Consider the following 21,251-nt stretch of genomic DNA (forward strand, 5'->3'; position numbering starts at 1 on the left):
CATGTTTCGCGTCACCCGCTATATCAAGTCGCTGCTCGAGCCCGGCCCCATCCCGCCGGCTCGCAAGCCCCCCGGCCCGGTGGTGATCTGGAACCTGATCCGCCGCTGCAACCTGACCTGCAAGCACTGCTATACCACCTCCGCGGATATCGACTTCGCTGGCGAGCTCTCCAGCGCCGAGGCCCATGCCGTGCTCGACGACCTCAAGGGGTTCCGGGTGCCGGCGCTTATCCTCTCCGGCGGTGAGCCCCTGATGCGCCCGGACATCTTCGAGCTGTCGCGCCGCGCCCGTGAGCTGGGCATCTACACCGGCCTCTCCACCAACGGCACCCTGATCGACGAGTCCAACATCGACGAGATCGCCTCGATCGGCTACGACTACGTGGGCATCAGCATCGACGGCCTGGAGGCCACCCACGACGTCATCCGCCAGCGCAAGGGCGCCTTCCGCGAGTCGATGCACGCGGTGAAGCTGTGCAAGGAGCGCGGCATCAAGGTGGGGCTGCGCTTCACCCTGACCCGCGAGAACTACGAGCAGCTCGGCGACATCCTTGACCTGATCGAGGCGCATGACGTCGACAAGTTCTACCTTTCTCACCTTAACTACGGCGGGCGCGGCCGGCGCCACAGCAAGCAGGACGCCTGGTACCGCATGACCCGCGACGCCATGACCCGGCTCTTCGACCACTGCCGTGACGAGCTCGAGCGCGGCGTGGAGCGCGAATACGTCACCGGCAACAACGACGCCGACGGCCCCTTCCTGCTGATGTGGGCCCGGGAGCACTTCCCCGACCAGGCCGACGCCCTGCGCCAGCGGCTGGTCAACTGGGGCGGCAACGCCTCGGGGGAGCATATCGCCAACATCGACAACCTCGGCAACGTCCACCCGGATACCTTCTGGTGGGACCATGACCTCGGCAACGTGCGCGACCGTCCCTTCTCCGAGATCTGGCGCGATACCCGCGATCCCCTGATGGCAGGCTTCCGCCAGCGGCCGCGGCCGCTCAAGGGCCGCTGCGCCGAGTGCCGCTTTCTCGACATCTGCAACGGCAATACCCGGGTGCGAGCCTGGAAGGTTTCCGGGGATCCCTGGGAGGAGGATCCCGGCTGCTACCTCACCAATGAAGAGATCGGCGCAAGCGACGCCGGCGAGCGGCGCGTGGCGGCGCCCTATGAGGCCATCCAGGCCATCGAGCTCTGAGCCGAGCCAGATTTCAGACCGTGATGCTCCGGGAGAGCGAGCCATGACAGCATTCCGACAGACCCAGACCCTCAACTTCGGCCTCGACGAGGCGCCGTTGGCGCCGGGTGAGGTCGCCATCGTCGGCGCCGGCCCCGGCGACCCCGGCCTCCTGACCCTGCGTGCGCTTTCCATGCTGCAGCAGGCGGACTGCCTGGTGTTCGATCGCCTGGTCTCCCAGGAGGTCCTGGCCATGGGCCGACCCGATGCCCGCCGCTACTACGTGGGCAAGGCCTCGCGCTGCCATGCCCTGACCCAGGAGGAGACCAATGCCCTGCTGGTGCGGCTGGCCGGCGAGGGCCGGCGGGTGCTGCGCCTCAAGGGCGGCGACCCCTTCATCTTCGGCCGCGGCGGCGAGGAGGCCGAGTACCTGATCGAGCACGGCGTGGGATTCCGGGTGGTGCCGGGCATCACTTCGGCCTCGGGCTGCTCCAGCTATGCCGGCTTCCCGCTCACCCACCGCGACTATGCCCAGAGCGTCACCTTCGTCACCGGCCACTGCAAGGGCGACCGGGACCTGGCTCTCGACTGGTCGGCCCTGGCGGTGCCCCATCACACCACGGTCTTCTATATGGGGCTGAGCAACGCCGAGCTGATCCGTCGCGAGCTGCAGGCCCACGGCATGCCCGCCGAGACTCCGGTGGCCCTGGTGGAGCGGGGCACCACGCCGGAGCAGCGCCACCTGCTGACCACCCTAGGGGATCTGGTGGGGGCGATCGAGCGCGAGGCCTTCCGGCCGCCGACCCTGATCGTGGTGGGTGAGGTGGTCACCCTCGCCGATACCCTGGCCCCGGCCATGACCCGCCTGGCCCGTGAACCGAGCGGCGCCATCGACTCCCTGGAGCGCGGGGTGGGGAGGGTGGCCCTGTGAGGGAGATCCCGATGGCGCTGCCACCCCTGATACTCGGTGGCCTGCTGGCCGCGATCACCCTGCCGGCCCTGGCCGGCGAACCGGACGCCGAGGTGCTCTACAACCAGCACTGCTCGGTCTGCCACGGCGTCAGTCGCCTGGGCGGGATCGGCCCGGCACTGCTGCCGGATAACCTGGCCCGTGTCCGCCCCGACGACGCCATGGCGACGATACTGGAGGGGCGGAAGGACACCGAGATGCCGGCCTACCGCGAGCTGCTGTCTCAGGAGGAGGTGGCGGCCCTGGCCGAGTGGATCTTCACGCCGCCTGAGCATGACCTGGCCTGGGAAGAGGCCGATATCCTGGCCAGCCACGATGTCGCTCACCCCCATGGCAGCCTGCCGGACGCGCCGGTATTCGAGGTCGAGGATCTGAAGAACCTCTTTCTGGTGGTGGAGATCGGCGACCACCACGTCAGCCTGCTGGACGGCGACACCTTCGAGCGCATCACCCGCTTCCCCAGCCGCTATGCCCTGCACGGTGGGCCCAAGTTTTCCGCCGATGGTCGCTATGTCTACTTCGGCTCCCGGGATGGCTGGGTCACCAAGTACGATATCTACAACCTGACGGTCACCGCCGAGATTCGCGCCGGTATCAATATGCGCAACGTTGCCCTGTCCGCCGACGGCAACTATGTGCTGGCCGCCAACTACCTGCCCCACAGCCTGGTGCTGCTGGATGCCCGGAACCTCGATCTGGTTGCCAGGATCCCTGCGGAGGGGCTCAGCGGCGAGACCTCCCGGGTCAGCGCCGTCTATACCGCGGCGCCACGCAACAGCTTCGTGGCGGCGCTTCCCGATATCCCCGAGGTCTGGGAGATACGCTGGCCGGAGGAGCGCATCGAGGGCGATGAGACGATTCTGGGCGATGTCGCCCTGCATCGTGTGAAGGCGCCCGACCACCTGGACAACTTCTTCTTCGATCGTGACTATCGCCATGTCATCGGCGCAACTCGTGGTGGCCGGGGCGCTCAGGTGTTCGACCTCGACGAGGCGCGCAAGGTGGCGGACCTGCCCCTGGAGGGCATGCCGCATCTGGGGTCCAGCCTGACCTGGGAGCGCAATGGCACCAGCGTGATGGCCGTGCCCCATCTCAACATGGGGCGGGTCTCGGTGCTCGATATGAACGACTGGTCGCTGATCACCCATATCGAGACTGACGGTCCGGGCTTCTTCACGCGCAGCCACGAGAACTCCCCCTACGCCTGGGTGGATGTCTTCTTCGGTCCCCATCAGGATCGCGTCCATGTGCTCGACAAGCAGAGCCTTCAGGTCGTCGAGACGCTGATTCCGGAGCCGGGCAAGACCGCCGCCCACGTGGAGTTCGACCGGCGCGGCGAGACCCTGCTGCTGAGCATCTGGGAGGATGATGGCTACCTGCTGTGGCTCGATGCCGATACCCTCGAGGAGCTGGGGCGGATGCCCATGAAACGCCCCTCCGGCAAGTACAACATCTGGAACCAGACCCGGTAGGCACAGGGCGGTCACCGAGCGGCCGCGATAAGAAATATTCTTGATACCTGTCATGGCCCCGGCGGCCTCGGGCAAGGCACAATGGGAAATCTAGCGCAACCGTCGGGATACTCGCCATGCAGTCACCTCAACACGAGCCGGTCGGAGCGCCCATCGCCCGGCTCGCCTTCCGCCCCTTCTTCCTGCTCGCCTCGCTGTTCAGCGTGCTGGCCATGGTGGTGTGGTTCGCCTTCTGGCACGGCGATATCCTGCTGCGCCCCCACGGCGGCCTGATGTGGTGGCACCAGCACGAGATGATCTTCGGCTTCGGCGCCGCCGTGGCGGTGGGCTTCCTGCTCACCGCGGCACAGAACTGGACCGGCCAGCCGAGTCCCCGCGGGGCACCGCTGCTGGGCCTGGCCGGGGTCTGGCTGGCGGCGCGGCTGCTGATCGCCTTCCCCATGGGGCTGCCGCCCCTGCTGCTGGTAGCCATCGACCTGGCCTTCCTGCCCCTGGCGGCGCTGGCCCTGGGGCGGATGCTGGTAGCGGCACGCCACTGGCGCAACCTGATCTTCGTGCCGATCCTGCTGCTGCTGGCGGTGGCCAACCTGGCGATGCACCTGGGGGTGCTGCGCGGGCAGCTGCTGCCGATCCGCGAGGGCGGCTACCTGGGCGTGCTGCTGATCGCCACCCTGATGGTGCTGCTCGGCGGCCGGGTGATTCCCTTCTTCACGTCCCGCAAGCTGGGGCACCCCAAGCCCGCCGACTGGCCGATGCTGGAGCGGCTATCGCTGTGGTCCATCTATGCCGTGGTGCTGCTGCAGCTGGCGGTACTGCTCGAGGTCGAGCTGCCCCGGGGGCTGCACGGCTGGGTGATGCTGGTGGCCGCCGCCGCCAATGCGGTTCGCCTGGCCCGCTGGGGCGGGCTGCGCACCCTGCAGGAGCCGCTGCTGTGGGGCCTGCACCTGAGCTACGCCTTCATCGTGGTGGGGCTGGTGATGTGGGCCCTGGCGATGACCGGCGTCTTCCGGGTGGAGCTGGCGCTGCATGCCCTGGCCATCGGCGGCATCGCCTCCATGATGCTGGCGATGATGGCGCGGGTCTCGCTCGGCCATACCGGCCGCGAGATCCGCACCCTGCCGGGCATCGGCGTGGGGCTGGTGCTGATGTTCATCGGCGCCCTGCTGCGCTCGCCGATACTCGCCATGTTCCCCCAGATCACCCACTGGACCTACAATCTGAGCATCCTGTTCTGGTGCATCGCCTTTCTGATCTTCCTGTTTCACTATACGGTGCCCCTGCTGACCACGCGTGCAGACGGCAAGGATGGCTAGGCGAGGTTCGAGATGATCGAGCACTACTTTCTGATCAAGCACCTGCATATCACCACCGCCACCCTGAGCCTGCTGTTCTTCGTGGTGCGGGCCTGGTGGTCGGTGCGCGAGTCGTCCTGGCTCCAGCGCCGCTGGGTCAGGGTGCTGCCTCACGTCAACGACACCCTGCTGATGACGCTCGGCGTGCTGCTGATGGTGATGCTCAGGATGTGGCCACAGCACCACCCCTGGCTTGCCGCCAAGCTGATCGCCCTGCTGCTCTATATCGGCCTGGGCACCCTGGCGATCAAGCGCGGGCGTAGCCCCGCGGTGCGCGGGGGCGCGGCCCTGGCGGCGGTGGCCACCTTCGCCTACATGCTGGGGGCGGCGCTCAACCACTCGCCGCTCTCCTGGCTGGCGGCCGGCTGAGGCGCGGCATGACGTCGGGGGCCGGGGCTCACTATACTGGCGGCTATACTCCCGCTTGGGGGCCGACCTTCCCGGCACCCACGCCAGCACACAAGGAGCGATTCGATGAGCCAAGAGCAACTTCCCGCCGGCGCCGGCAAGGTCGCCGAGCAGTACCCCGAGGTATGGGACGCCTATGCCGAGCTGGGTAAGGCCTGCGCCGAGGCCGGTCCCCTGGATGCCCGCACCCGCCGCCTGGTCAAGCTGGCGCTCGCCGTGGGCGCGCGCTCCGAGGGGGCGGTGCACTCCCACGCACGGCGCGGCCTGGAGGAGGGCGAGTCCCCCGAGGCGCTGAAGCAGGTGGCCATGCTGGCCATCCCCACCCTGGGTCTGCCCGCCGGCGTGGCGGCACTGACCTGGATCGAGGATCTTACCGAGAAGTGACCCCCCGGCCGGCAGTCTGCTGCCGGCCCTGCCTATCCCGCGGGGTCTGGCAAGCCTTGCCGATGTGATTAGGCCCCCTCCCAGTTGACCAGCGTCAAAGTCAGCGACGCCTCCTCACTGCTACCCTTTAACATGCATGCTGAATGCATATTAAAGGGGCGGAAGCGGCGGATTCGGATCCTCGCAGGTGGACCCGCCGGCTCCGACAAGAATGCCAGACTAGCAAGGGGGTATGGTCCATGACCGAAGGCCTGACAAAGGCGGCTGCCCGTAACATCTTCTACGGCGGGTCGCTGTTCTTCTTCCTGGTGTTTGCCGCGCTGACGGCACACAGCCATTTCTACATCGTCAATACGTCGACCCAGCCGCTCACGGACTCCGTGCGGCTGGGCAAGCACGTGTGGGAGGAGCACAACTGCATCAACTGCCACACCATCCTCGGTGAAGGCTCCTACTTCGCACCGGAAGTCGGCAACGTCTGGACCCGCTACGGCGGCCATGAGAACCCCGAAGGGGCTCGCATGGCGCTGGCGGCCTGGATGCGCGCCCAGCCCACCGGTGCACCGAACCGTCGTCAGATGCCCTACTTCGAGATCAATGACGAAGAGATGGCAGCCCTGATCGACTTCTTCGAGTGGACCGATTCCATCGATACCCAGGGCTGGCCGCCCCACCCGGCCGGTTGATCCGGACCCGTGACTCAGCCGGATTCCCGAAACCAGGAGAGCCGAACCGATGAAATATGAAACGCAGAAGGTGGCCCTGCCATTCTTCATGGTCGCGATGGCGCTGTTTGCGCTGCAGATCGTCTTTGGTCTTGCCGCCGCCGCCGCTTATGTCTGGCCTCACTTCATGTCCGAGGCCATGCCCTTCAACATTACCCGGACCAGTCATACCAACCTGCTGATCGTCTGGCTGCTGATCGGCTTCATGGGCTGCACCTACTACCTGATGCCCGAGGAGGCCGAGAACGAGATCTACAGCCCCAACCTGGCCTACCTGCAGCTTGGCCTGTTCGCCATTGCCGGCGCCGGCGCGCTGATCAGCTACCAGTTCGGCATCCACGAGGGGCGTCACTACCTCGAGCAGCCGCTCTGGTCGAAGATCCTGATCACGATCTCCTTCCTGATGTTCCTGTTCAATACCAGCCTGACCATGCTCAAGGGGCGCAAGACGGCCATCAACATGGTGCTGATGCTGGGCCTCTGGTTGGCGGCGGTATTCTGGCTGTTCGCCTTCTACAACCCCGACAACCTGGCGCTGGACAAGCTCTGGTGGTGGTGGATCGTCCACATCTGGGTGGAAGGCGTATGGGAGCTGATCATGGCCTCCTTGCTCGGCTACCTGCTGATCAAGATGACCGGCGTCGACCGCGAGATCATCGAGAAGTGGCTCTATGTCATCGTCGGCCTGGCGCTCTTCTCCGGCCTGCTGGGTACCGGCCACCACTACTACTGGATCGGCACCCCCGGCTACTGGCAGCCCATCGGCAGCATCTTCTCCACGCTTGAGGTGATCCCCTTCTTCGCCATGGTGGTGTTCGCCTTCTACATGTTCTGGAAGGGCAACCGTAACCACCCCAACAAGGCCGCCATGCTGTGGACCATGGGCTGTGCCGCCGTGGCCTTCTTCGGCGCCGGCGTCTGGGGCTTCATGCACACCCTGTCCTGGATCAACTACTACACCCACGGCACCCAGGTCACCGCGGCCCACGGCCACCTGGCCTTCTACGGTGCCTACGTGATGCTGATCATGGGCATCATCACCTACGCCATGCCGCAGATCCGTCGCGTCCAGCCCTACAACCAGGTGCTGAACATGTGGGCCTTCTGGATCATGACCTCCGCCATGTGGTTCATGACCTTCACCCTGACCTTCGCAGGTGTCGTCCAGACCCACCTGCAGCGGGTGCTCGGCATGAACTTCATGCAGGTTCAGGACCAGCTGGATCTCTTCTACGTGATGCGTTTCGGTACCGGCATCTTCGTCGGCATCGCCGCGCTGATGTTCATCTACGCGGTCTTCGGGCCGGCGCGTGAGCAGGTGCCCGCCACCAGCAAGCCGCTGACCGCTGCCGAGTAATGCCCCTGGCGGGCCGCGGCGGTCGCCGTGGCCCGCTTCCTTCTGGCTTATGGAGTGATTCATGACCCATATCGCACCCCTGCCCGAGCTCGACCAGGAGGCACCCTTCTACCAGCCGGTCGGCAACGAGTGTGCCCTCTTCGAGCAGGCCTACCAGCAGCGCCTGCCGCTGCTGCTCAAGGGCCCCACCGGCTGCGGCAAGACGCGCTTCGTCAGCCATATGGCGGCCAAGCTGGGTCGACCGCTCTACACCGTCTCCTGTCACGACGATCTCACCGCCGCCGACCTCACCGGTCGCTACCTGCTTCAGGGTGGCGAGACCCGCTGGGTCGACGGCCCGCTGACCCGCGCCGTGCGCGAGGGTGGCATCTGCTATCTCGACGAGGTGGTCGAGGCGCGCAAGGACGTCACCGTGGTGCTGCATCCGCTGACCGACGACCGCCGCCTGCTGCCCCTGGAGCGCACCGGAGAACTCCTCGAGGCGCCCGACGACTTCATGCTGGTGGTCTCCTACAACCCCGGCTATCAACACATTCTCAAGTCTCTGAAGCCCAGTACCCGCCAGCGCTTCGTGGCGATGTCCTTCGACTTCCCGCCCCCCGAGGTGGAGTGCGGCATCGTGGCCCGGGAGAGTGGCCTGCCCCATGAGCGCTGCGCCGCCCTGGTCAACCTGGCCACCCGCCTGCGCGAGCTCAAGGGCCAGGACCTGGAGGAGGGGGTCTCCACCCGCCTGCTGGTCTACTGCGCCACCCTGATCCAGGCCGGCATGCCGATCCTGACCGCGGCCCGGGCCACCCTGGTGGAGCCCCTGACCGATGACCTGGACGTCCAGGAAGGGCTTATGGAAGCAATTAACGCAACCTTCGGCTGAGCCGAGGGGGGAGTCCGCCATGCTGCACTTTCTCGAGGTCGAGGAGTTCGTCGGCCGCCACTGGCACCGCTGGGCCTCCGGGGCCGCCAGCTATCGGCGTCACCCCGAGGCCGCCGTGGCCCTGGAGGAGCTACGCCATGTGCTGGGCGTCTTCTTTCGCGCCAGCGGGGGCGAGAGCGGCCTCGAGGTGGCCGCCATCGTGGCGCGCAGCTCGGCGCACCGCCTCTCGCTGCGCCAGCGCCTTGGCTTCGATGACGAAGCCATTGACCAGGCGCGCCGGGACGAGGAGAGCCTGCTGCTGCCGCCGACCCTGGATTTCTTTCCCGAGGCGCGCCTCAACCGCGACCTCTACTTCTGGCTGACCGCCTTCCTGGCGGTCTCTCGGCACCCGGGCCTCCACGCCGACCCGCTTCAGAACGACCTGGCGCGGCTGCGCGAGGCCATGCGCGCCACCGAGGCGGCCCTCGAGCGCTTTCCGGGCCTCGCCGGTCGCTATCGCGACCTCTGCGGGGCGCTGCTGGCGGTGCGCCCGGTGCGGCGCAAGCTTCCGCCCATGGAGCAGGCCCTGGAGGCCACCCTGCGCGCCCTGCTGGGCGATGACTCCCCCCTGGAGGGCTGGGCCGCCTCCATGGCCGCGGCGGTGGCCGATCCTGACGCTTCCCTCGAGGCCTTTCAGGCGCCGCGGGGCTATCGTCCGCCGCTGCCGGTGCCGCTGTGGGGACAGGTAGTGCACCTCGGCCTGGGCCATGGCCGGGAGGAGAGCGACGAGGATCCCCACGACGGCGAGACCAACAGCGCCCAGCAGGCCAGCGAGGGCAAGCGCAAGGCGGAGCGACGCCGCCAGGACCAGTCGGAGCGCGACGACCCGCTGATCGCCAACCGCTTCGAGAAGATGCTCTCCTGGACCGAGATGGTGAACCTCAACCGGCTGGTGGAGGACAACGAGGACGAGGAGGCCAAGCGCGCCGCCGAGCAGATCGAGGAGATCGTCATCAGCCCGCACAAGCAGCGGGCGGCGACGCGGCTCAAGGTCGACCTCGACCTGCCGCCGGACGAGGCCCTGGGCGAGCGCCTGCGCGGCAAGCGGCTCTACCCCGAGTGGAACTACCGCAAGCAGTCCTACCTGCCCGACCACTGCCAGGTGCATACCGACCTGCAGAGCGAGGAGGGAGAGCAGTGGGAACCCGACGAGGCCACCCGGCGTCGCATCCGCCGGGTGCGTCGGGAGTTCGAGGCGCTGCGTCCGCGCCGCGAGATCCTGCGCGGCCAGGTCGACGGCAATGAGCTCGACATGGATGCGGTGATCCGCTCCCGCTGCGACCTGGCGGCCACCGGTGAGGCGAGCGACCGCCTCTACATGTCGGCCCGGGAGCAGGCCCGGGACCTGGCGGTGGATATCCTGGTGGACGTCTCGCTCTCCACCGATGCCTGGCTGGAGGATCGCCGGGTGCTGGACGTGGAGAAGGAGGCGCTGATGGTACTGGGCCACGGCCTGGCCGGCTGCGGCGACGACTACGCCATCCACTGCTTCACCTCCCACCGGCGTCAGAAGGTGTGGGTCAATACCCTCAAGACCTTCGAGGAGAGCATGAGCGAGCGGGTGGCGCGGCGCATCTCGGCGCTGAAGCCCGGCCACTACACCCGCATGGGGCCGGCGATCCGCCACGTGACCGGGGAGCTTTCCAAGCGCCCCAACCGCCACCGCCTGCTGCTGGTGATCACCGACGGCAAGCCCAACGACACCGACTACTACGAGGGGCGCTACGGCATCGAGGATACCCGCAAGGCGGTGCTCGAGGCGCGCCAGCAGGAGGTGAGGGTGTTCGGCGTCACCGTGGACCGTGAGGCGCATCAGTACGTCTCGCACCTCTTCGGCCGCGGCAGCTATGCCATCGTCAATCGCCCGGAGCACCTCGCCCTGGCGCTGCCGGGCATCTACCGCCAGATCATCGGACACTGAGGAGCGACCATCATGCGCAACGCCGCCGTGCCGAATCGCCGTCCCGCCATTGCCGTCGCCCTGGGCCTGCTGGTGGCCCTGGTAGTGATCTCCACCCTGGCTTGGCTGATCAACACCCGCGACTGGGGCATCCTGGTGATGTTCGTGGTGCCCTTCGCGGTGTGGGGCATGATTCGACTGGGCCGCCGCCTGGCCGACTGGGCCGGCGTCGGCCCGCCGCCCTGAAACTCCCCCGTGTACTCCCACAGTAACGAGACGCGCCGCCCATCCGGGCGGCGCGTCTGTTGGTGGGCAGGGAAGGGCTCGCTACGCCGCCTGGGCCACCAGGTAGCCGGCGCCCACCAGCAACAGGGTGAAGAGGGTGAGGCCGGTGAAGGCGCCGCGCCAGGCCGGCGTCGACGCGGCCAGGCCCAGGTAGACCATCAGCACCCGGTGGGCCTTGAAGAAGGTGGTGGCCAGCAGCAGCCCCGCCGACCACAGCGGCAGCGCCTCGAGGCGCGTCTCGCCGCCCAGCCTGGCCGAGGCCATGCTGATCAGGGTCAGGCCCATCAGCACCGCCCAGGTGATCAGCAGCCGGCGTGTCGGATGGGTCGGTGCGCCCTTGGTCCTGGAGTGCATGGGACTCACCTCAGCAGATAGATGATGGGATAGAGCAGGATCCAGATCAGGTCGACCATATGCCAGAAGGCGGCGGCGGTCTCCACGTTGTCGTGGGAGACCTTCCAGGCCACCAGGGCGATCAGTCCCAGGCCGAAGAGCACATGGGCGAAGTGAAACCCGGTCAGCAGGTAGTAGAAGGTGAAGAAGGTGTTGGTCTCGGGGAGGATGCCCTGCCCCAGCTTGTCGGCATACTCCACCACCTTGACCACGCAGAAGACCACCCCCAGCGCAAAGGCCGCCCCCAGCCACTGTCGGCAGCGGCGTACCTCTCCCGCGGCGATGGCCCGGGACGCCAGGGCGGCGAAGAGGCCGCTGGTCAGCAGCACCAGGGTGTTGAGCCCGCCGGCTACCGGGTCGAGCAGCTGCTGGGAGGCGTCGAACACCTCGCGCTCGCCGGCGCGCAGCCAGGCGAACATGCCGAAGAAGGCGGCGAAGACCAGCATCTCGCTCAGGATCAGCACCCACATCAGCGGGTTGCCCGGCAGCGCCGAGAGCGGCCCCCAGCCCGGGTTGGGAAGCGAAGGCTCCCGAGCGGCATCGTGCTCGCTTATCTCGACCCTGTTCATTTCAGCCCTGTTCATTTCAGCCCTGTTCATTTCAGCCCTCGGCGGGGACGTGCTCGAACTCGGCACGCACCGCCGGGGTGGTCAGCTTCCAGCCTGCCCAGGCGAACAGCGCGGTGAGCAGGGTGGCGAAGAGGATCAGCCCCCCCAGCAGGCCGATCAGGCCGGCGACCGGGTCCTCGACGTTGATCGCCTCGGTGGTGGCGGCGTCCGGCAGCAGGCTGAAGGTCAGTGGCGTCAGGGCCGCGCCGCCCAGCACGCCCACGAAGCCGGCAATCATCAGGGCGATGAAGGCACGCCTGGCCCAGGGCAGGCGGCGCAGCAGGGCGACGGCCAGGCCCAGGGTGACCAGGGCGCCGAGCAGCAGCAGGTTGGCGACCCGGGTGCTGCGTTCGATCATCCAGGCCACGCCTCCGGTGAGCCCGCCGCTGCCGGCATCGACGCCCAGGGTCGTGGCCATGGCGTCGCCCGGCGCGCGGCTCAGCAGCACCAGCAGCAGGGTGGCGAGGGCAAACAGGATGAAGCCCCAGGCCAGGCCGGTAACGGCTGGGGAACGCGGTGCCGGAGATCGAAGCGAGAGCGAGGTGTCGGTCATGGTGGAACTCCCTCAGTCGTCCAGGCGAACGGTAGCGCCGCCGAACAGCAGGCTGCGCGGGTTGTCGACGGGGCGGGAGGACATCAGCCGCTGGATGCCGACGCCGCAGCGCGCGATGGTCCAGACCAGGCAGGCGGTGAAGAAGCCGTAGCCCAGCGTCCATGAGGCCCAGGAGGGGGCGCTGACCCAGCCCAGCAGATTCCAGGCGGCCAGGGCGACCAGGGCGCCCAGGGCCCCCAGCCAGAAGGTGCGGATCTGGAACTGCAGGTGGCTATCGGCCATGGGCGGGACGCGACCGCGCCGGATATGGGCGATCACTACGCCGATGGGGGCGGTGATCACGGCCATGATGCTGCCCAGGTAGAGCACGTAGACCGTGGCGGCGAGGCCGCGGCCACGGGTATCGGGTGCGAGGGTGGTGTCGGTGTGGGACATGTCGCCATGGCTCCTGTCGAGTGCTGCCTGATTTCATGCATTCTAGATACTACTATGCATCCCGAGTACCGCGGCGTCATTGTCGGAAATCAAGGTCGCGGTCGGTGAGGCCGGAAACGGCTGCGCCCGGCTAGGCCGGGCGCAGTGGGTCGGGTGGAAGCGGTGGGCGTCAGGCCTTGCCCTGCGCCTTCAGCTGCTCCTGCTCCTCGATCATCTTGTCCACCGAGGAGAGGTAGTACTCGTCGGCGAAGCCGCTCTCCGGCTCCTTGAGCCAGATGAAGCAGACCAGCCAGCTGAAGAAGGCGCCCGCCGCCAGGATGTAGAAGAACTGGGTCGGGGTGACGAAGGTGAAGATGGTCAGGTAGACCACCGCCCCCACGTTGCCGTAGGCGCCGGCCATGCCGGAGATCTGGCCGGTGATGCGGCGCTTGATCGAGGGAATGATGCCGAAGGTGGCGCCCTCGGAGCCCTGCACGAAGAAGGAGGTGAAGATGGTGATGGCGATGGCCAGGATCAGCGGCCAGGTCTCGTTCATCATGCCCATCAGGGTGAAGCCGATGCCGATGCCGAACATGTAGCTGAGCATCACGAAGCGGCGGTTGCCCATGCGGTCGGAGACCGCGCCGCCCATGGGGCGAGCCACCAGGTTGACGAAGGCGAAGGACGAGGCGATCAGGCCGGCGGCCGCGGCGGTGAGCCCCCAGGTCTGCTCGAAGAACATCGGCAGCATGGAGATCACCGCCAGCTCCGCGCCGAAGTTGGCGAAGTAGGTGGTGTTGAGCGCGGCGACGCTGTTGAAGTGGTACTTGTCATCCTCCGGCACGCCCTTCTTCAGGATCGGCACGTTGACGCGGATGATCTGCACCACCTGGTAGATGACGATCGCCAGGATCGCCAGGTAGGCGATCACCGCCGCCGTCATGGACATGAAGCCCATGTCCTGGATGCGCCACACCAGGATGGCGAGACAGCCCACCAGCGGGATGGTCCACAGGATCAGCTTGATCATGTCGCCCCAGCTGCTGACCTCCATGGCCAGCGCCTTGCGGGTCTTGCGGTGGGAGGTGGCGGAGGGGCCGTCGGTGATGGCGAACCAGTAGTAGACGCCGTAGGCGGCCATCACGAAGGCGCTCTGGGCGATGGCCCAGCGCCAGCCCTCGTCGCCGCCGTACCAGACGATGGCGATGGTGGGCAGGGTCATGGCGGCGGCGGCGGAGCCGAAGTTGCCCCAGCCGGCGTAGAAGCCCTCGGCGAAGCCGATGTGCTTGGGCTTGAACCACAGCGCGGTCATATGGATGCCGACCACGAAGCTGGCGCCGATGGAGCTCAGCACCAGGCGGGCGACCAGCAGCTGGGTGAAGGTGTTGCCGAAGGCGAAGGCCAGGGCGGGAATCGCCATGGTCACCATCAGGATCGAGAAGACCCGGCGGGGGCCGAAGCGGTCCAGTGCCATGCCGACGATGATGCGCGCCGGGATGGTCAGCGCCACGTTGCAGATGGCAAAGAGGCGGATATGGTCCTGGGTCAGCCAGTCGACGTCGCGCAGCATGCTGGTGGCCAGCGGCGCCATGTTGAACCAGACGTAGAAGGTGATGAAGAAGGCGATCCAGGTCAGGTGCAGGGCCCTGATCTCCGGAGTGCGTACCTTGAAGAGGTCAGCGACTTTCATGGTGAAGTCATCCTTTTAAGCGAAGGACGTGATGACGCGGGCAGCGGGATATTCACCGCTTACGGGCTCGGGAAGATCAGCAGCGGGACCTCGGCGCGGCGGGCCAGGAAGGAGCTGACGCTGCCGAAGGTCATGTAGTCGAGCTCGTCGACGAAGTAGCTCAGCGACTGGGCGATGATGCCGCCGTCGGGCTTCTGGCTGTGGCGCGCCATCACCAGCAGGTCGGGCGCGAGCTTGCGGGTGGCCTCCAGAAGCTGCTTGCGGGGGTCTCCCTCGGCGATATGCACTTCCGTTTCGCACCCCTCGGCCTCGGCGAAGGCCTTGGCCTCCGCCAGAGCCGCGGTCAGCTCCTGGACCTCCTCCTGGAAGAGATCCTCGTTGGCGTCGGTATAGTCTCGGGGGTTCTCGGCCACCGCTACCAGCAGCAGCTTCGGCTGGGTGCAGCGGAACATCTCGACGGCCTGGGCCAGGCAGAGCTTGGCGTTTCGGGAGCCGTCATAGGCGACCATGATCTTCATGGGACTCTCCTTGGCTGGAGTCGGGGCCTGTGGTGGGTATCGCGGCGACCGGGCGGGCCGGTCGCCGGATGAACGCAAGTGGTGTTACGGGTTCTTCACGTAGGCGTTCTTGCGCAGGTAGAACCACCAGTTGATCACCAGGCAGAGCGCGTAGAAGATCGCGAAACCGTACATGGCGAGCTCGGGCGTGCCGGCCTGGATCTGCTCGCCCATCACCCGGGGAGCGATGAAGGCGCCGTAGGCGGCCACGGCCGAGGTCCAGCCCAGCACCGGGCCCTTCTGGTGCTGGTCGAAGATCACGCCGATGCTGCGGAAGGTGGAGCCGTTGCCGATGCCGCTGGCGGCGAACAGGATCACGAACATGAGCATGAAGATCGCGAAGTAGCTGTTCGGGTCGGTGGAGTTGTAGGCCAGCATCATCACGTAGCCGGTCACCGCCGAGGCCACCACCATGACCACCGAGATGACCTGGGTGACGATGGAGCCGCCCACCTTGTCGGAGATCCAGCCGCCGATGGGACGGATCAGGGCGCCCACGAAGGGACCGATCCAGGCCCAGGTCAGGGCGCTGGGGCCGTCGGGGTTGGCGACGCGGGTCACGCTGCCGTCGGCGGCCACTTCCATCATGTTGCCGAAGATGACGTTGATGGAGAGGGGCAGGGCGGCGGAGAAGCCGATGAAGGAGCCGAAGGTCAGGATATAGAGGATGGTCATCGACCAGGTGTGCTTGTTCGAGAAGATCGCGAACTGCTTCTGGATATTGGGCTTGATATCGCCCGGGATCAGGCGCAGCAGCACCAGGGTCAGCACGATGGTCAGCGGCAGGGCGACCCACATGCCGAGCAGGCCCAGGGCGAACATGCCGATGATGCTGGCCACGGCGCCCACGGCGTAGAGGCCGAGGATCTTGCCGAAGGCCTGGGCAGGGGTGCCCGGGTCAGGCGTGATGGTGCGCAGGTTGTTCATGCCGAACCAGCCGGCGAAGGCCAGCGGAATCAGGAAGACCAGCCAGATGAAGCCGGCGTTCTGGATCCAGGTGTCGGTGCCCGCCTCGATGCGCCCGATCAGGGTGCCGCTGGAGCTCTGCAGCTCCATGGGGCCGCCGGCGATCACGCCGAAGATGCCCACGGTCATCACCAGCGGGATCAGGATCTGCATGGAGGTGACGCCGAAGTTGCCGAGGCCGGCGTTCATGCCCAGGGCATAGCCCTGCTGCTTCTTCGGGTAGAAGGTGGAGATGTTGCTCATGGAGGCGGCGAAGTTGCCGCCGCCGATGCCGGAGAGCAGCGCCAGGGCCTGGAAGACCCACAGCGGCGTTTCCGGGTTCATCAGCGCGAAGCCGGTGCCGGCCGCGGGGATCATCAGCAGGGCGGTGGTCAGGAAGACGGTGTTGCGCCCGCCGGCGATGCGGATCATGAAGGAGGCCGGGATGCGCAGGGTGGCGCCGGAGAGGCCGGCCAGGGCGGTCAGGGTGAAGAGCTCACCCACGGTGAACGGAAACCCGAGGTTCTGCATCTGGGTGGTGATCATGCCCCACATCATCCAGACGGCAAAGCCCATCAAAAGGCTCGGGATGGAGATCCACAGGTTGCGACTGGCAACCCGCTTGCCCTCCTTCTCCCAGAACTCCTCGTTCTCGACATCCCAGTGTTCGATGTCGGCATTCTTCCTGGTCATGGCGTATCCCCTTGAGGTCCAGCGGTGTGCTCGTGGTGCCCGATAGCGGTTGACCGGTATCAAGGGCAGGAGCTCTGGGGCAAAGATACGCCGCCGTACGAAAGGGGGAAACGTGCCGAAAAGCGGTTGAAAGCGGCGGAATACCTCCAGGGAGGTAGGTGGGGATAAGCCGCAGGTGGCTGTTTATCAAAGGCTTTATGGGGAAGGGGGCCGGGCGTGGGGGGGCTGGCGATGCCCCCGGATTATTTGGAGGTATCCACACAGAACCTCTGAAATCAGCGGTCTACCCCCTCCTGCACCGCCCATACGGCGGCCTCGACCCGGGAACGCAGGTTGAGCTTCTTGAGCAGGTGCTTGACGTGCACCTTCACCGTGCCCTCGGTGATGTCGAGCCTGCGGGCGATCATCTTGTTGGAGAGGCCGCCGGCCAGCTCGCGCAGGATCTCGCGCTCCCGCTGGGTCAGGCTGTGGATATCCGGGGCGGCCGGCTGGCTGCGCTGGCTGCGCAGCGCCTCGGCCAGCAGGGCGGTGAGGCTCTCGCTGATCACCATGCGCCCGAGCGACGCCTGGCGCAGCTGGCGGATCATCTCGTCCGGGTCCATGTCCTTGAGGAGGTAGCCGTCGGCGCCGCCCTGCAGGGCGGCCACCACGTCCTCCTCGTGGTCGGAGACGGTGAACATCACCACCCGGCCGGCGAAGCCCTGGTCACGCAGCCGCTTGAGGGTCTCGATGCCGTTCAGGCCGGGCATGTTGAGGTCGAGCAGCACCATGTCGGGGTCCAGCTCCAGGGCCAGGCGAATGCCCTCCTCGGGCTCGCCGGCCTCGCCGATCAGCGTCATGTCGTCTTCCAGCTCAAGCAGCTGGGAGACGCCGCGGCGCAGCAGCGGATGGTCGTCGATGATCAGGATGCTGGCGGGGGCGTCGGTGGTCTTGTCGGTCATCCTGCGATGTTCCTGTGGCCGTGACGATCGGTGGCGATGGTGTCGTCGTGAGGGTCGACGGGAGTGGCGGGCACGCTGGCCTTGCCGACGTGCTGGCTGATCAGGCGGGCGGTCTGGGGGGTGAAGACCAGCTCGACCCGGGTGCCGCCGCCTTCGCGGTTGCGCAGGGTCAGCTCCCCGCCCAGGGTCTCGGCGCGGTCGCGCATGATCACCAGCCCGTAGTGCATGGGCGGCGAGCTGTCGTCCTCGAGGCCCACGCCGTCATCCTCGATGGTGACATGGAGTCGGGCGCTGCGGAAGGTGACCGATACCGCCACCCAGTGGGCGTTGGCGTGCTTGACCACGTTGGCCAGGGACTCCCGCACCACCTGCAGCACGTGGATCTCCTCGTTGGGGTTGAGCAGGTGGGGCGGCAGGTCGACGCTCAGATCGATCGGGGCCTTCAGGCGCTCGCCAAACTCCTCCACGGTCTGGTGCAGGGCGCTGGCAAGCCCCGGCCCCTCCAGCTTGAGGCGGAAGGTGGTGAGCAGCTCGCGCAGCTGGCGGTAGGCGCTGTCCAGGCCGGTGCGCAGCTCGTCGAATACCGGGGCCTGGGTCTCCGGCCCCACCCCCTTGGCCTGCATGCGCTCGAGCCTGGCCACCTGCATCTTCAGGTAGGAGAGCGACTGGGCGAGGGAGTCGTGGAGCTCCCGGGCGATGATGGTGCGCTCGTTCATCAGCGTCACCTGCTGCTGCTCCTCGATGCGCCGCTGCAGGTAGACGGCGGTGGCCAGCTGGTCGGCCAGGGCGTTGAGCAGGCGGCGCACGCTGTCGGTCAGCGGTGCCTCTTTCGGGTGCCATACCTCCAGGGTGCCCAGCATCAGGTCGCCCACGCTGACCGGCAGCAGCAGGCACTCGCCGGCCTCGGTTCCCTGCAGCCTGAGGGGCTGGGGGTCGATCAGGCAGGCGTGGCAGTCGTGGTCGCGACAGTACTCGGGGCGGCGCGCGGAGTGGGTGGCCAGTATCGGGATCTCGCGCTCGTCATGGGGGTCGTTGAGGGAGAGCCGGATGGGGCCGATCTCCAGCAGCTGCTCCAGGCGGCGCAGCATGGGGGCGGCGCTGGCGCAGAGGTCGTTGCCGCCGCCGTAGAGGGCGCGGCTGCCGTCGTGCATCACCTGCATGGCGCGGTTGCTGCGCTCGAGCTCCGCCTTCTTGCTGGAGACGCGCGACTCCAGCTCGGCGTAGCTGGCGCCGAGCTCCTCGGCCATGGTGTCGAAGGTGCGCCCCAGAAGGGCCAGCTCATCGTTGCCGGTGAGCCGGGTGCGGTGGCCGAAGTTGCGGTGGGCGGCCTCCCGGGCCAGCACCACCAGGTGGCGCAATGGCATCACCAGGTTGTGGCGAATATCGTAGAGGGCGATCACCACCACCACGGCGGTGAGTCCCAGGAAGAGGATCTGCAGGGCGCTGAGCAGCTGGATCTTCGACTCGCTGTTCTGCTCGAGCAGGGTGACCATGGCGTCGATCTCGGCGACCAGCTCATCGAGGGTCTCGCGCAGGGCGTCGGGCGCGACGTTGCCGCCGGCGGCGGCCAGCGAGACCTGGGGGGCCAGTTCCTCGGCCCAGCGTGCCTGGAGCTGGCGGTGCTGATGCTGCAGCTGGTGGTCCTGGGCCCGGGGCAGGGCATCGGTGAGCTCGGGGCTGGCCAGGCGCTGCTCGAAGCGCTCGGCCAGCTCGGTGACTCGCGCTCGAGCCGTCTCGCTGGGCTGCTGTTCGTAACGCTGCAGGGCGCTGACGATCTGGTAGGTGTTCATGCGCAGCGAGCCGGCCATGTTGATGGCCGCAGCGTCGCCGCGGCTGTCCGAAGCCACCGTCATGGTCACCACGATGCTGACCAGCGCCAGGGCACTGACGGCCAGCAACGAGGCGATGATCCGAGCCACCAGGGAGTGTCGCAGCAGTTTCATTGCGCCTCGCGATCGTTCAGGAGAGTACCAGTCTACTACACCCATGGGGGTATAACGCATACCCCCTATGCCCCTTTGACCCGGTGGGTTCCCCTACGGAGACTTGTCCAGACACCTTTCGTTCCCCGGCCCGCCATGATGCCTGCTGCCTATCAGCCAGACCTGGATCCTGCCGGGGGCCATCGGCCCCTGGCCGTCGTGCTGCTCGCGCCGCTGGCCTTTGCGCTGGTGTTCGCCAGCTGGACCATCTTTGCGGTGCTGGGGGTAGAGCTCAAGGGGGTGCTCGGCTTCGGCGAGGCACGCTTTGCGCTGCTGCTGGCCACGCCCATGGCCGTTGGTGGGCTGGCGTCGCTGCCCATGGCGGCACTGGCCAGGCGCTTCGGCGGGCGCCGGGTGATGATCGCCTGCCTGCTGCTGATCTGTCCTTTCCTGTGGGGTCTCTCCCAGGCCCGCGACTACCCCCATCTGCTGCTGGTGGGCGCCGGCCTCGGCCTGGGGGCCGGGTCGCTGTCGGCGGGGCTGGCCTATGTGGCGGGGCTCTGTCCGCGCCGCCACGCCGGCCTGGCGCTGGGGCTCTACGGCGCCGGCATGGTGGGGGCCGGGCTCAGCTACCTGCTGCTGCCGCTGATCAGCCAGGCCTACGGCTGGCGGGTCGCGCCGCTCCTCTATCTCCTGCCGGTGCTGGCGGTGGCCGCGCTGCTGTGGCTCTTTACCGACGATGATCCGGCGCCGGAGGCCCCGCTGCCCGGGCAGTGCTCAACGCTCGGCATGCTGCGTCAGCTGGCCAGCTGGCAGCTCTGGCGACTGGCGGTGGTCTACAGCTTCTTCTACGGCGCCTTCCTGGCCCTGGCGCTGTGGCTGCCCGCCTACCTGAGCGCCCAGTACGCGCTTCCCCTCAAGCAGGCCGCCCTGACGGCGGTGCCCTTCGTCCTGGCGGTGGGGGGCGGGCAGATCGTCGGTGGCGCCTGGGCCGACCGGCGCGACTTCCGAGCCCTGCGCTGGTGGGTCAGCGCCTTCGTGCTGGTCTGTCTCTTCCTGCTCTCCTATCCCCCCTTCGTCATGCAGGTGGAGGGGGTACATGCTCCCATCATCCTGCACTACGAGGCGCCGCTGTGGGGCTTCCTGCTGCTGCTGGTAGCCATGGGCGCTGCCATGGGGATCGGCAAGGGCAGCCTGATGCGGCTGATTCATCGCGATCACCGCGACCGGATGCCCCTGGTGGGCGGCCTGGCCATGACCCTGGGTGGGCTCTTTGCGGCGCTGCTGCCGCTGGTCTTTGTGGTCGGCAACGAGTGGATCGGCATCCGCACCGCCGGCTTCATGTTCCTCTACGGCTCGCTGGTGGCCTGCATGCTGCTGATGGTCTGGGACCACGCCAGCGGCCGCGGCCAACAGGCCTGAACCGCCGGGCTTATCCCCCTGGTTCGGCGGGTCTATCACCTTGGGGGTAGAGGGGCGGTATATGGAGGTAAACCCGCAGTAATCCGCGGCGCCTTCGCCCAGAATCATCCCCAAGGTTCCTGCCTGGCGTGCGGTCCATTGCGTCGCGCCGCACGGCAGGCCGGGTGGCC

General features: G+C 67.3%; 21 protein-coding genes. 12 read left to right on the forward strand and 9 right to left on the reverse strand.

What is annotated here, in order from left to right:
• Position 1 precedes the first annotated feature (1 nt).
• The 11 genes from nirJ (at position 2) to ACRYRV_RS08815 (ending at position 10,904) form a co-directional block, all read left to right on the forward strand.
• Entirely contained in the window at positions 2-1,201 is a 1,200-nt protein-coding gene (nirJ, locus tag ACRYRV_RS08765) for a heme d1 biosynthesis radical SAM protein NirJ (RefSeq protein ID WP_444985382.1), read from the forward strand.
• A 43-nt stretch (positions 1,202-1,244) separates the two neighbouring features.
• Positions 1,245-2,111 carry a uroporphyrinogen-III C-methyltransferase gene (cobA, locus tag ACRYRV_RS08770; protein WP_444985381.1) on the forward strand — a complete coding sequence of 289 codons (867 nt, stop codon included), beginning with the start codon at positions 1,245-1,247 and terminating at the stop codon, positions 2,109-2,111.
• A gap of 11 nt (positions 2,112-2,122) precedes the next feature.
• A complete protein-coding gene (locus ACRYRV_RS08775; RefSeq protein WP_444985380.1) occupies positions 2,123-3,622 on the forward strand; it encodes a cytochrome D1 domain-containing protein in 1,500 nt (499 codons plus the stop codon).
• A 116-nt stretch (positions 3,623-3,738) separates the two neighbouring features.
• Entirely contained in the window at positions 3,739-4,935 is a 1,197-nt protein-coding gene (locus ACRYRV_RS08780) for an NnrS family protein (RefSeq protein ID WP_444985379.1), read from the forward strand.
• 12 nt (positions 4,936-4,947) lie between these two features.
• Positions 4,948-5,343 carry a SirB2 family protein gene (locus ACRYRV_RS08785; protein ID WP_444985378.1) on the forward strand — a complete coding sequence of 132 codons (396 nt, stop codon included), beginning with the start codon at positions 4,948-4,950 and terminating at the stop codon, positions 5,341-5,343.
• Positions 5,344-5,448: 105 nt separating this feature from the next.
• Complete coding sequence (locus ACRYRV_RS08790) at positions 5,449-5,766, forward strand: carboxymuconolactone decarboxylase family protein (protein ID WP_299316273.1); 318 nt, start codon at positions 5,449-5,451, stop codon at positions 5,764-5,766.
• Between the two features lie 239 nt (positions 5,767-6,005).
• Positions 6,006-6,452 (forward strand): c-type cytochrome, encoded by a 447-nt coding sequence (locus tag ACRYRV_RS08795; protein WP_299316272.1) that lies wholly within the window; start codon positions 6,006-6,008, stop codon positions 6,450-6,452.
• A gap of 49 nt (positions 6,453-6,501) precedes the next feature.
• On the forward strand, positions 6,502-7,848 hold the full coding sequence (locus tag ACRYRV_RS08800) for a cbb3-type cytochrome c oxidase subunit I (protein ID WP_299316271.1): 1,347 nt from the start codon (positions 6,502-6,504) through the stop codon (positions 7,846-7,848).
• Positions 7,849-7,909: 61 nt separating this feature from the next.
• The gene (locus tag ACRYRV_RS08805; protein WP_309636621.1) at positions 7,910-8,719 is read left to right on the forward strand and encodes a CbbQ/NirQ/NorQ/GpvN family protein; all 810 of its coding nucleotides are present in this window, start codon (positions 7,910-7,912) and stop codon (positions 8,717-8,719) included.
• 19 nt (positions 8,720-8,738) lie between these two features.
• Positions 8,739-10,679: a nitric oxide reductase activation protein NorD gene (locus tag ACRYRV_RS08810; RefSeq protein WP_444985377.1), complete on the forward strand. Its 1,941-nt coding sequence runs from the start codon at positions 8,739-8,741 to the stop codon at positions 10,677-10,679.
• Between the two features lie 12 nt (positions 10,680-10,691).
• The gene (locus ACRYRV_RS08815) at positions 10,692-10,904 is read left to right on the forward strand and encodes a hypothetical protein (protein WP_309636623.1); all 213 of its coding nucleotides are present in this window, start codon (positions 10,692-10,694) and stop codon (positions 10,902-10,904) included.
• Between the two features lie 81 nt (positions 10,905-10,985).
• Here ACRYRV_RS08815 and ACRYRV_RS08820 read toward each other — a convergent pair whose 3' ends face one another.
• The 9 genes from ACRYRV_RS08820 to ACRYRV_RS08860 form a co-directional block, all read right to left on the reverse strand.
• On the reverse strand, positions 10,986-11,297 hold the full coding sequence (locus ACRYRV_RS08820) for a cytochrome C oxidase subunit IV family protein (protein WP_444985376.1): 312 nt from the start codon (positions 11,295-11,297) through the stop codon (positions 10,986-10,988).
• A gap of 5 nt (positions 11,298-11,302) precedes the next feature.
• Positions 11,303-11,905, reverse strand: a complete 603-nt coding sequence (locus ACRYRV_RS08825; protein WP_444985375.1) for a cytochrome c oxidase subunit 3 family protein — start codon at positions 11,903-11,905, stop codon at positions 11,303-11,305.
• A 31-nt stretch (positions 11,906-11,936) separates the two neighbouring features.
• Entirely contained in the window at positions 11,937-12,497 is a 561-nt protein-coding gene (locus ACRYRV_RS08830; RefSeq protein ID WP_444985374.1) for a hypothetical protein, read from the reverse strand.
• Between the two features lie 12 nt (positions 12,498-12,509).
• The gene (locus ACRYRV_RS08835) at positions 12,510-12,932 is read right to left on the reverse strand and encodes a DUF4870 family protein (RefSeq protein ID WP_444985373.1); all 423 of its coding nucleotides are present in this window, start codon (positions 12,930-12,932) and stop codon (positions 12,510-12,512) included.
• A 169-nt stretch (positions 12,933-13,101) separates the two neighbouring features.
• Positions 13,102-14,601: an MFS transporter gene (locus tag ACRYRV_RS08840; protein WP_309636628.1), complete on the reverse strand. Its 1,500-nt coding sequence runs from the start codon at positions 14,599-14,601 to the stop codon at positions 13,102-13,104.
• A gap of 59 nt (positions 14,602-14,660) precedes the next feature.
• A complete protein-coding gene (locus ACRYRV_RS08845; RefSeq protein WP_309636629.1) occupies positions 14,661-15,119 on the reverse strand; it encodes a universal stress protein in 459 nt (152 codons plus the stop codon).
• An 84-nt stretch (positions 15,120-15,203) separates the two neighbouring features.
• On the reverse strand, positions 15,204-16,796 hold the full coding sequence (locus tag ACRYRV_RS08850) for an antiporter (protein WP_309636630.1): 1,593 nt from the start codon (positions 16,794-16,796) through the stop codon (positions 15,204-15,206).
• A 275-nt stretch (positions 16,797-17,071) separates the two neighbouring features.
• Positions 17,072-17,737 (reverse strand): two-component system response regulator NarL, encoded by a 666-nt coding sequence (gene narL, locus ACRYRV_RS08855; RefSeq protein ID WP_309636631.1) that lies wholly within the window; start codon positions 17,735-17,737, stop codon positions 17,072-17,074.
• Positions 17,734-19,680 carry a type IV pili methyl-accepting chemotaxis transducer N-terminal domain-containing protein gene (locus ACRYRV_RS08860; RefSeq protein WP_309636632.1) on the reverse strand — a complete coding sequence of 649 codons (1,947 nt, stop codon included), beginning with the start codon at positions 19,678-19,680 and terminating at the stop codon, positions 17,734-17,736. Before ACRYRV_RS08860 ends, narL begins: the two co-directional genes overlap by 4 nt.
• 138 nt (positions 19,681-19,818) lie before the next feature.
• On the opposite strand from ACRYRV_RS08860, the gene ACRYRV_RS08865 reads away from it, so the two are divergent.
• A complete protein-coding gene (locus ACRYRV_RS08865) occupies positions 19,819-21,081 on the forward strand; it encodes an MFS transporter (protein ID WP_445005893.1) in 1,263 nt (420 codons plus the stop codon).
• Positions 21,082-21,251: the final 170 nt, after the last annotated feature.

This window comes from Halomonas mongoliensis (assembly GCF_052496345.1).

Coding starts and splice junctions, on each gene's coding strand:
- nirJ (WP_444985382.1), top strand. CDS start 2: ATGTTTCGCGTCACCCGCTATATCAAGTCGCTGCTCGAGCCCGGCCCC.
- cobA (WP_444985381.1), top strand. CDS start 1,245: ATGACAGCATTCCGACAGACCCAGACCCTCAACTTCGGCCTCGACGAG.
- ACRYRV_RS08775 (WP_444985380.1), top strand. CDS start 2,123: ATGGCGCTGCCACCCCTGATACTCGGTGGCCTGCTGGCCGCGATCACC.
- ACRYRV_RS08780 (WP_444985379.1), top strand. CDS start 3,739: ATGCAGTCACCTCAACACGAGCCGGTCGGAGCGCCCATCGCCCGGCTC.
- ACRYRV_RS08785 (WP_444985378.1), top strand. CDS start 4,948: ATGATCGAGCACTACTTTCTGATCAAGCACCTGCATATCACCACCGCC.
- ACRYRV_RS08790 (WP_299316273.1), top strand. CDS start 5,449: ATGAGCCAAGAGCAACTTCCCGCCGGCGCCGGCAAGGTCGCCGAGCAG.
- ACRYRV_RS08795 (WP_299316272.1), top strand. CDS start 6,006: ATGACCGAAGGCCTGACAAAGGCGGCTGCCCGTAACATCTTCTACGGC.
- ACRYRV_RS08800 (WP_299316271.1), top strand. CDS start 6,502: ATGAAATATGAAACGCAGAAGGTGGCCCTGCCATTCTTCATGGTCGCG.
- ACRYRV_RS08805 (WP_309636621.1), top strand. CDS start 7,910: ATGACCCATATCGCACCCCTGCCCGAGCTCGACCAGGAGGCACCCTTC.
- ACRYRV_RS08810 (WP_444985377.1), top strand. CDS start 8,739: ATGCTGCACTTTCTCGAGGTCGAGGAGTTCGTCGGCCGCCACTGGCAC.
- ACRYRV_RS08815 (WP_309636623.1), top strand. CDS start 10,692: ATGCGCAACGCCGCCGTGCCGAATCGCCGTCCCGCCATTGCCGTCGCC.
- ACRYRV_RS08820 (WP_444985376.1), bottom strand. CDS start 11,297: ATGCACTCCAGGACCAAGGGCGCACCGACCCATCCGACACGCCGGCTG.
- ACRYRV_RS08825 (WP_444985375.1), bottom strand. CDS start 11,905: ATGAACAGGGTCGAGATAAGCGAGCACGATGCCGCTCGGGAGCCTTCG.
- ACRYRV_RS08830 (WP_444985374.1), bottom strand. CDS start 12,497: ATGACCGACACCTCGCTCTCGCTTCGATCTCCGGCACCGCGTTCCCCA.
- ACRYRV_RS08835 (WP_444985373.1), bottom strand. CDS start 12,932: ATGTCCCACACCGACACCACCCTCGCACCCGATACCCGTGGCCGCGGC.
- ACRYRV_RS08840 (WP_309636628.1), bottom strand. CDS start 14,601: ATGAAAGTCGCTGACCTCTTCAAGGTACGCACTCCGGAGATCAGGGCC.
- ACRYRV_RS08845 (WP_309636629.1), bottom strand. CDS start 15,119: ATGAAGATCATGGTCGCCTATGACGGCTCCCGAAACGCCAAGCTCTGC.
- ACRYRV_RS08850 (WP_309636630.1), bottom strand. CDS start 16,796: ATGACCAGGAAGAATGCCGACATCGAACACTGGGATGTCGAGAACGAG.
- narL (WP_309636631.1), bottom strand. CDS start 17,737: ATGACCGACAAGACCACCGACGCCCCCGCCAGCATCCTGATCATCGAC.
- ACRYRV_RS08860 (WP_309636632.1), bottom strand. CDS start 19,680: ATGAAACTGCTGCGACACTCCCTGGTGGCTCGGATCATCGCCTCGTTG.
- ACRYRV_RS08865 (WP_445005893.1), top strand. CDS start 19,819: ATGCCTGCTGCCTATCAGCCAGACCTGGATCCTGCCGGGGGCCATCGG.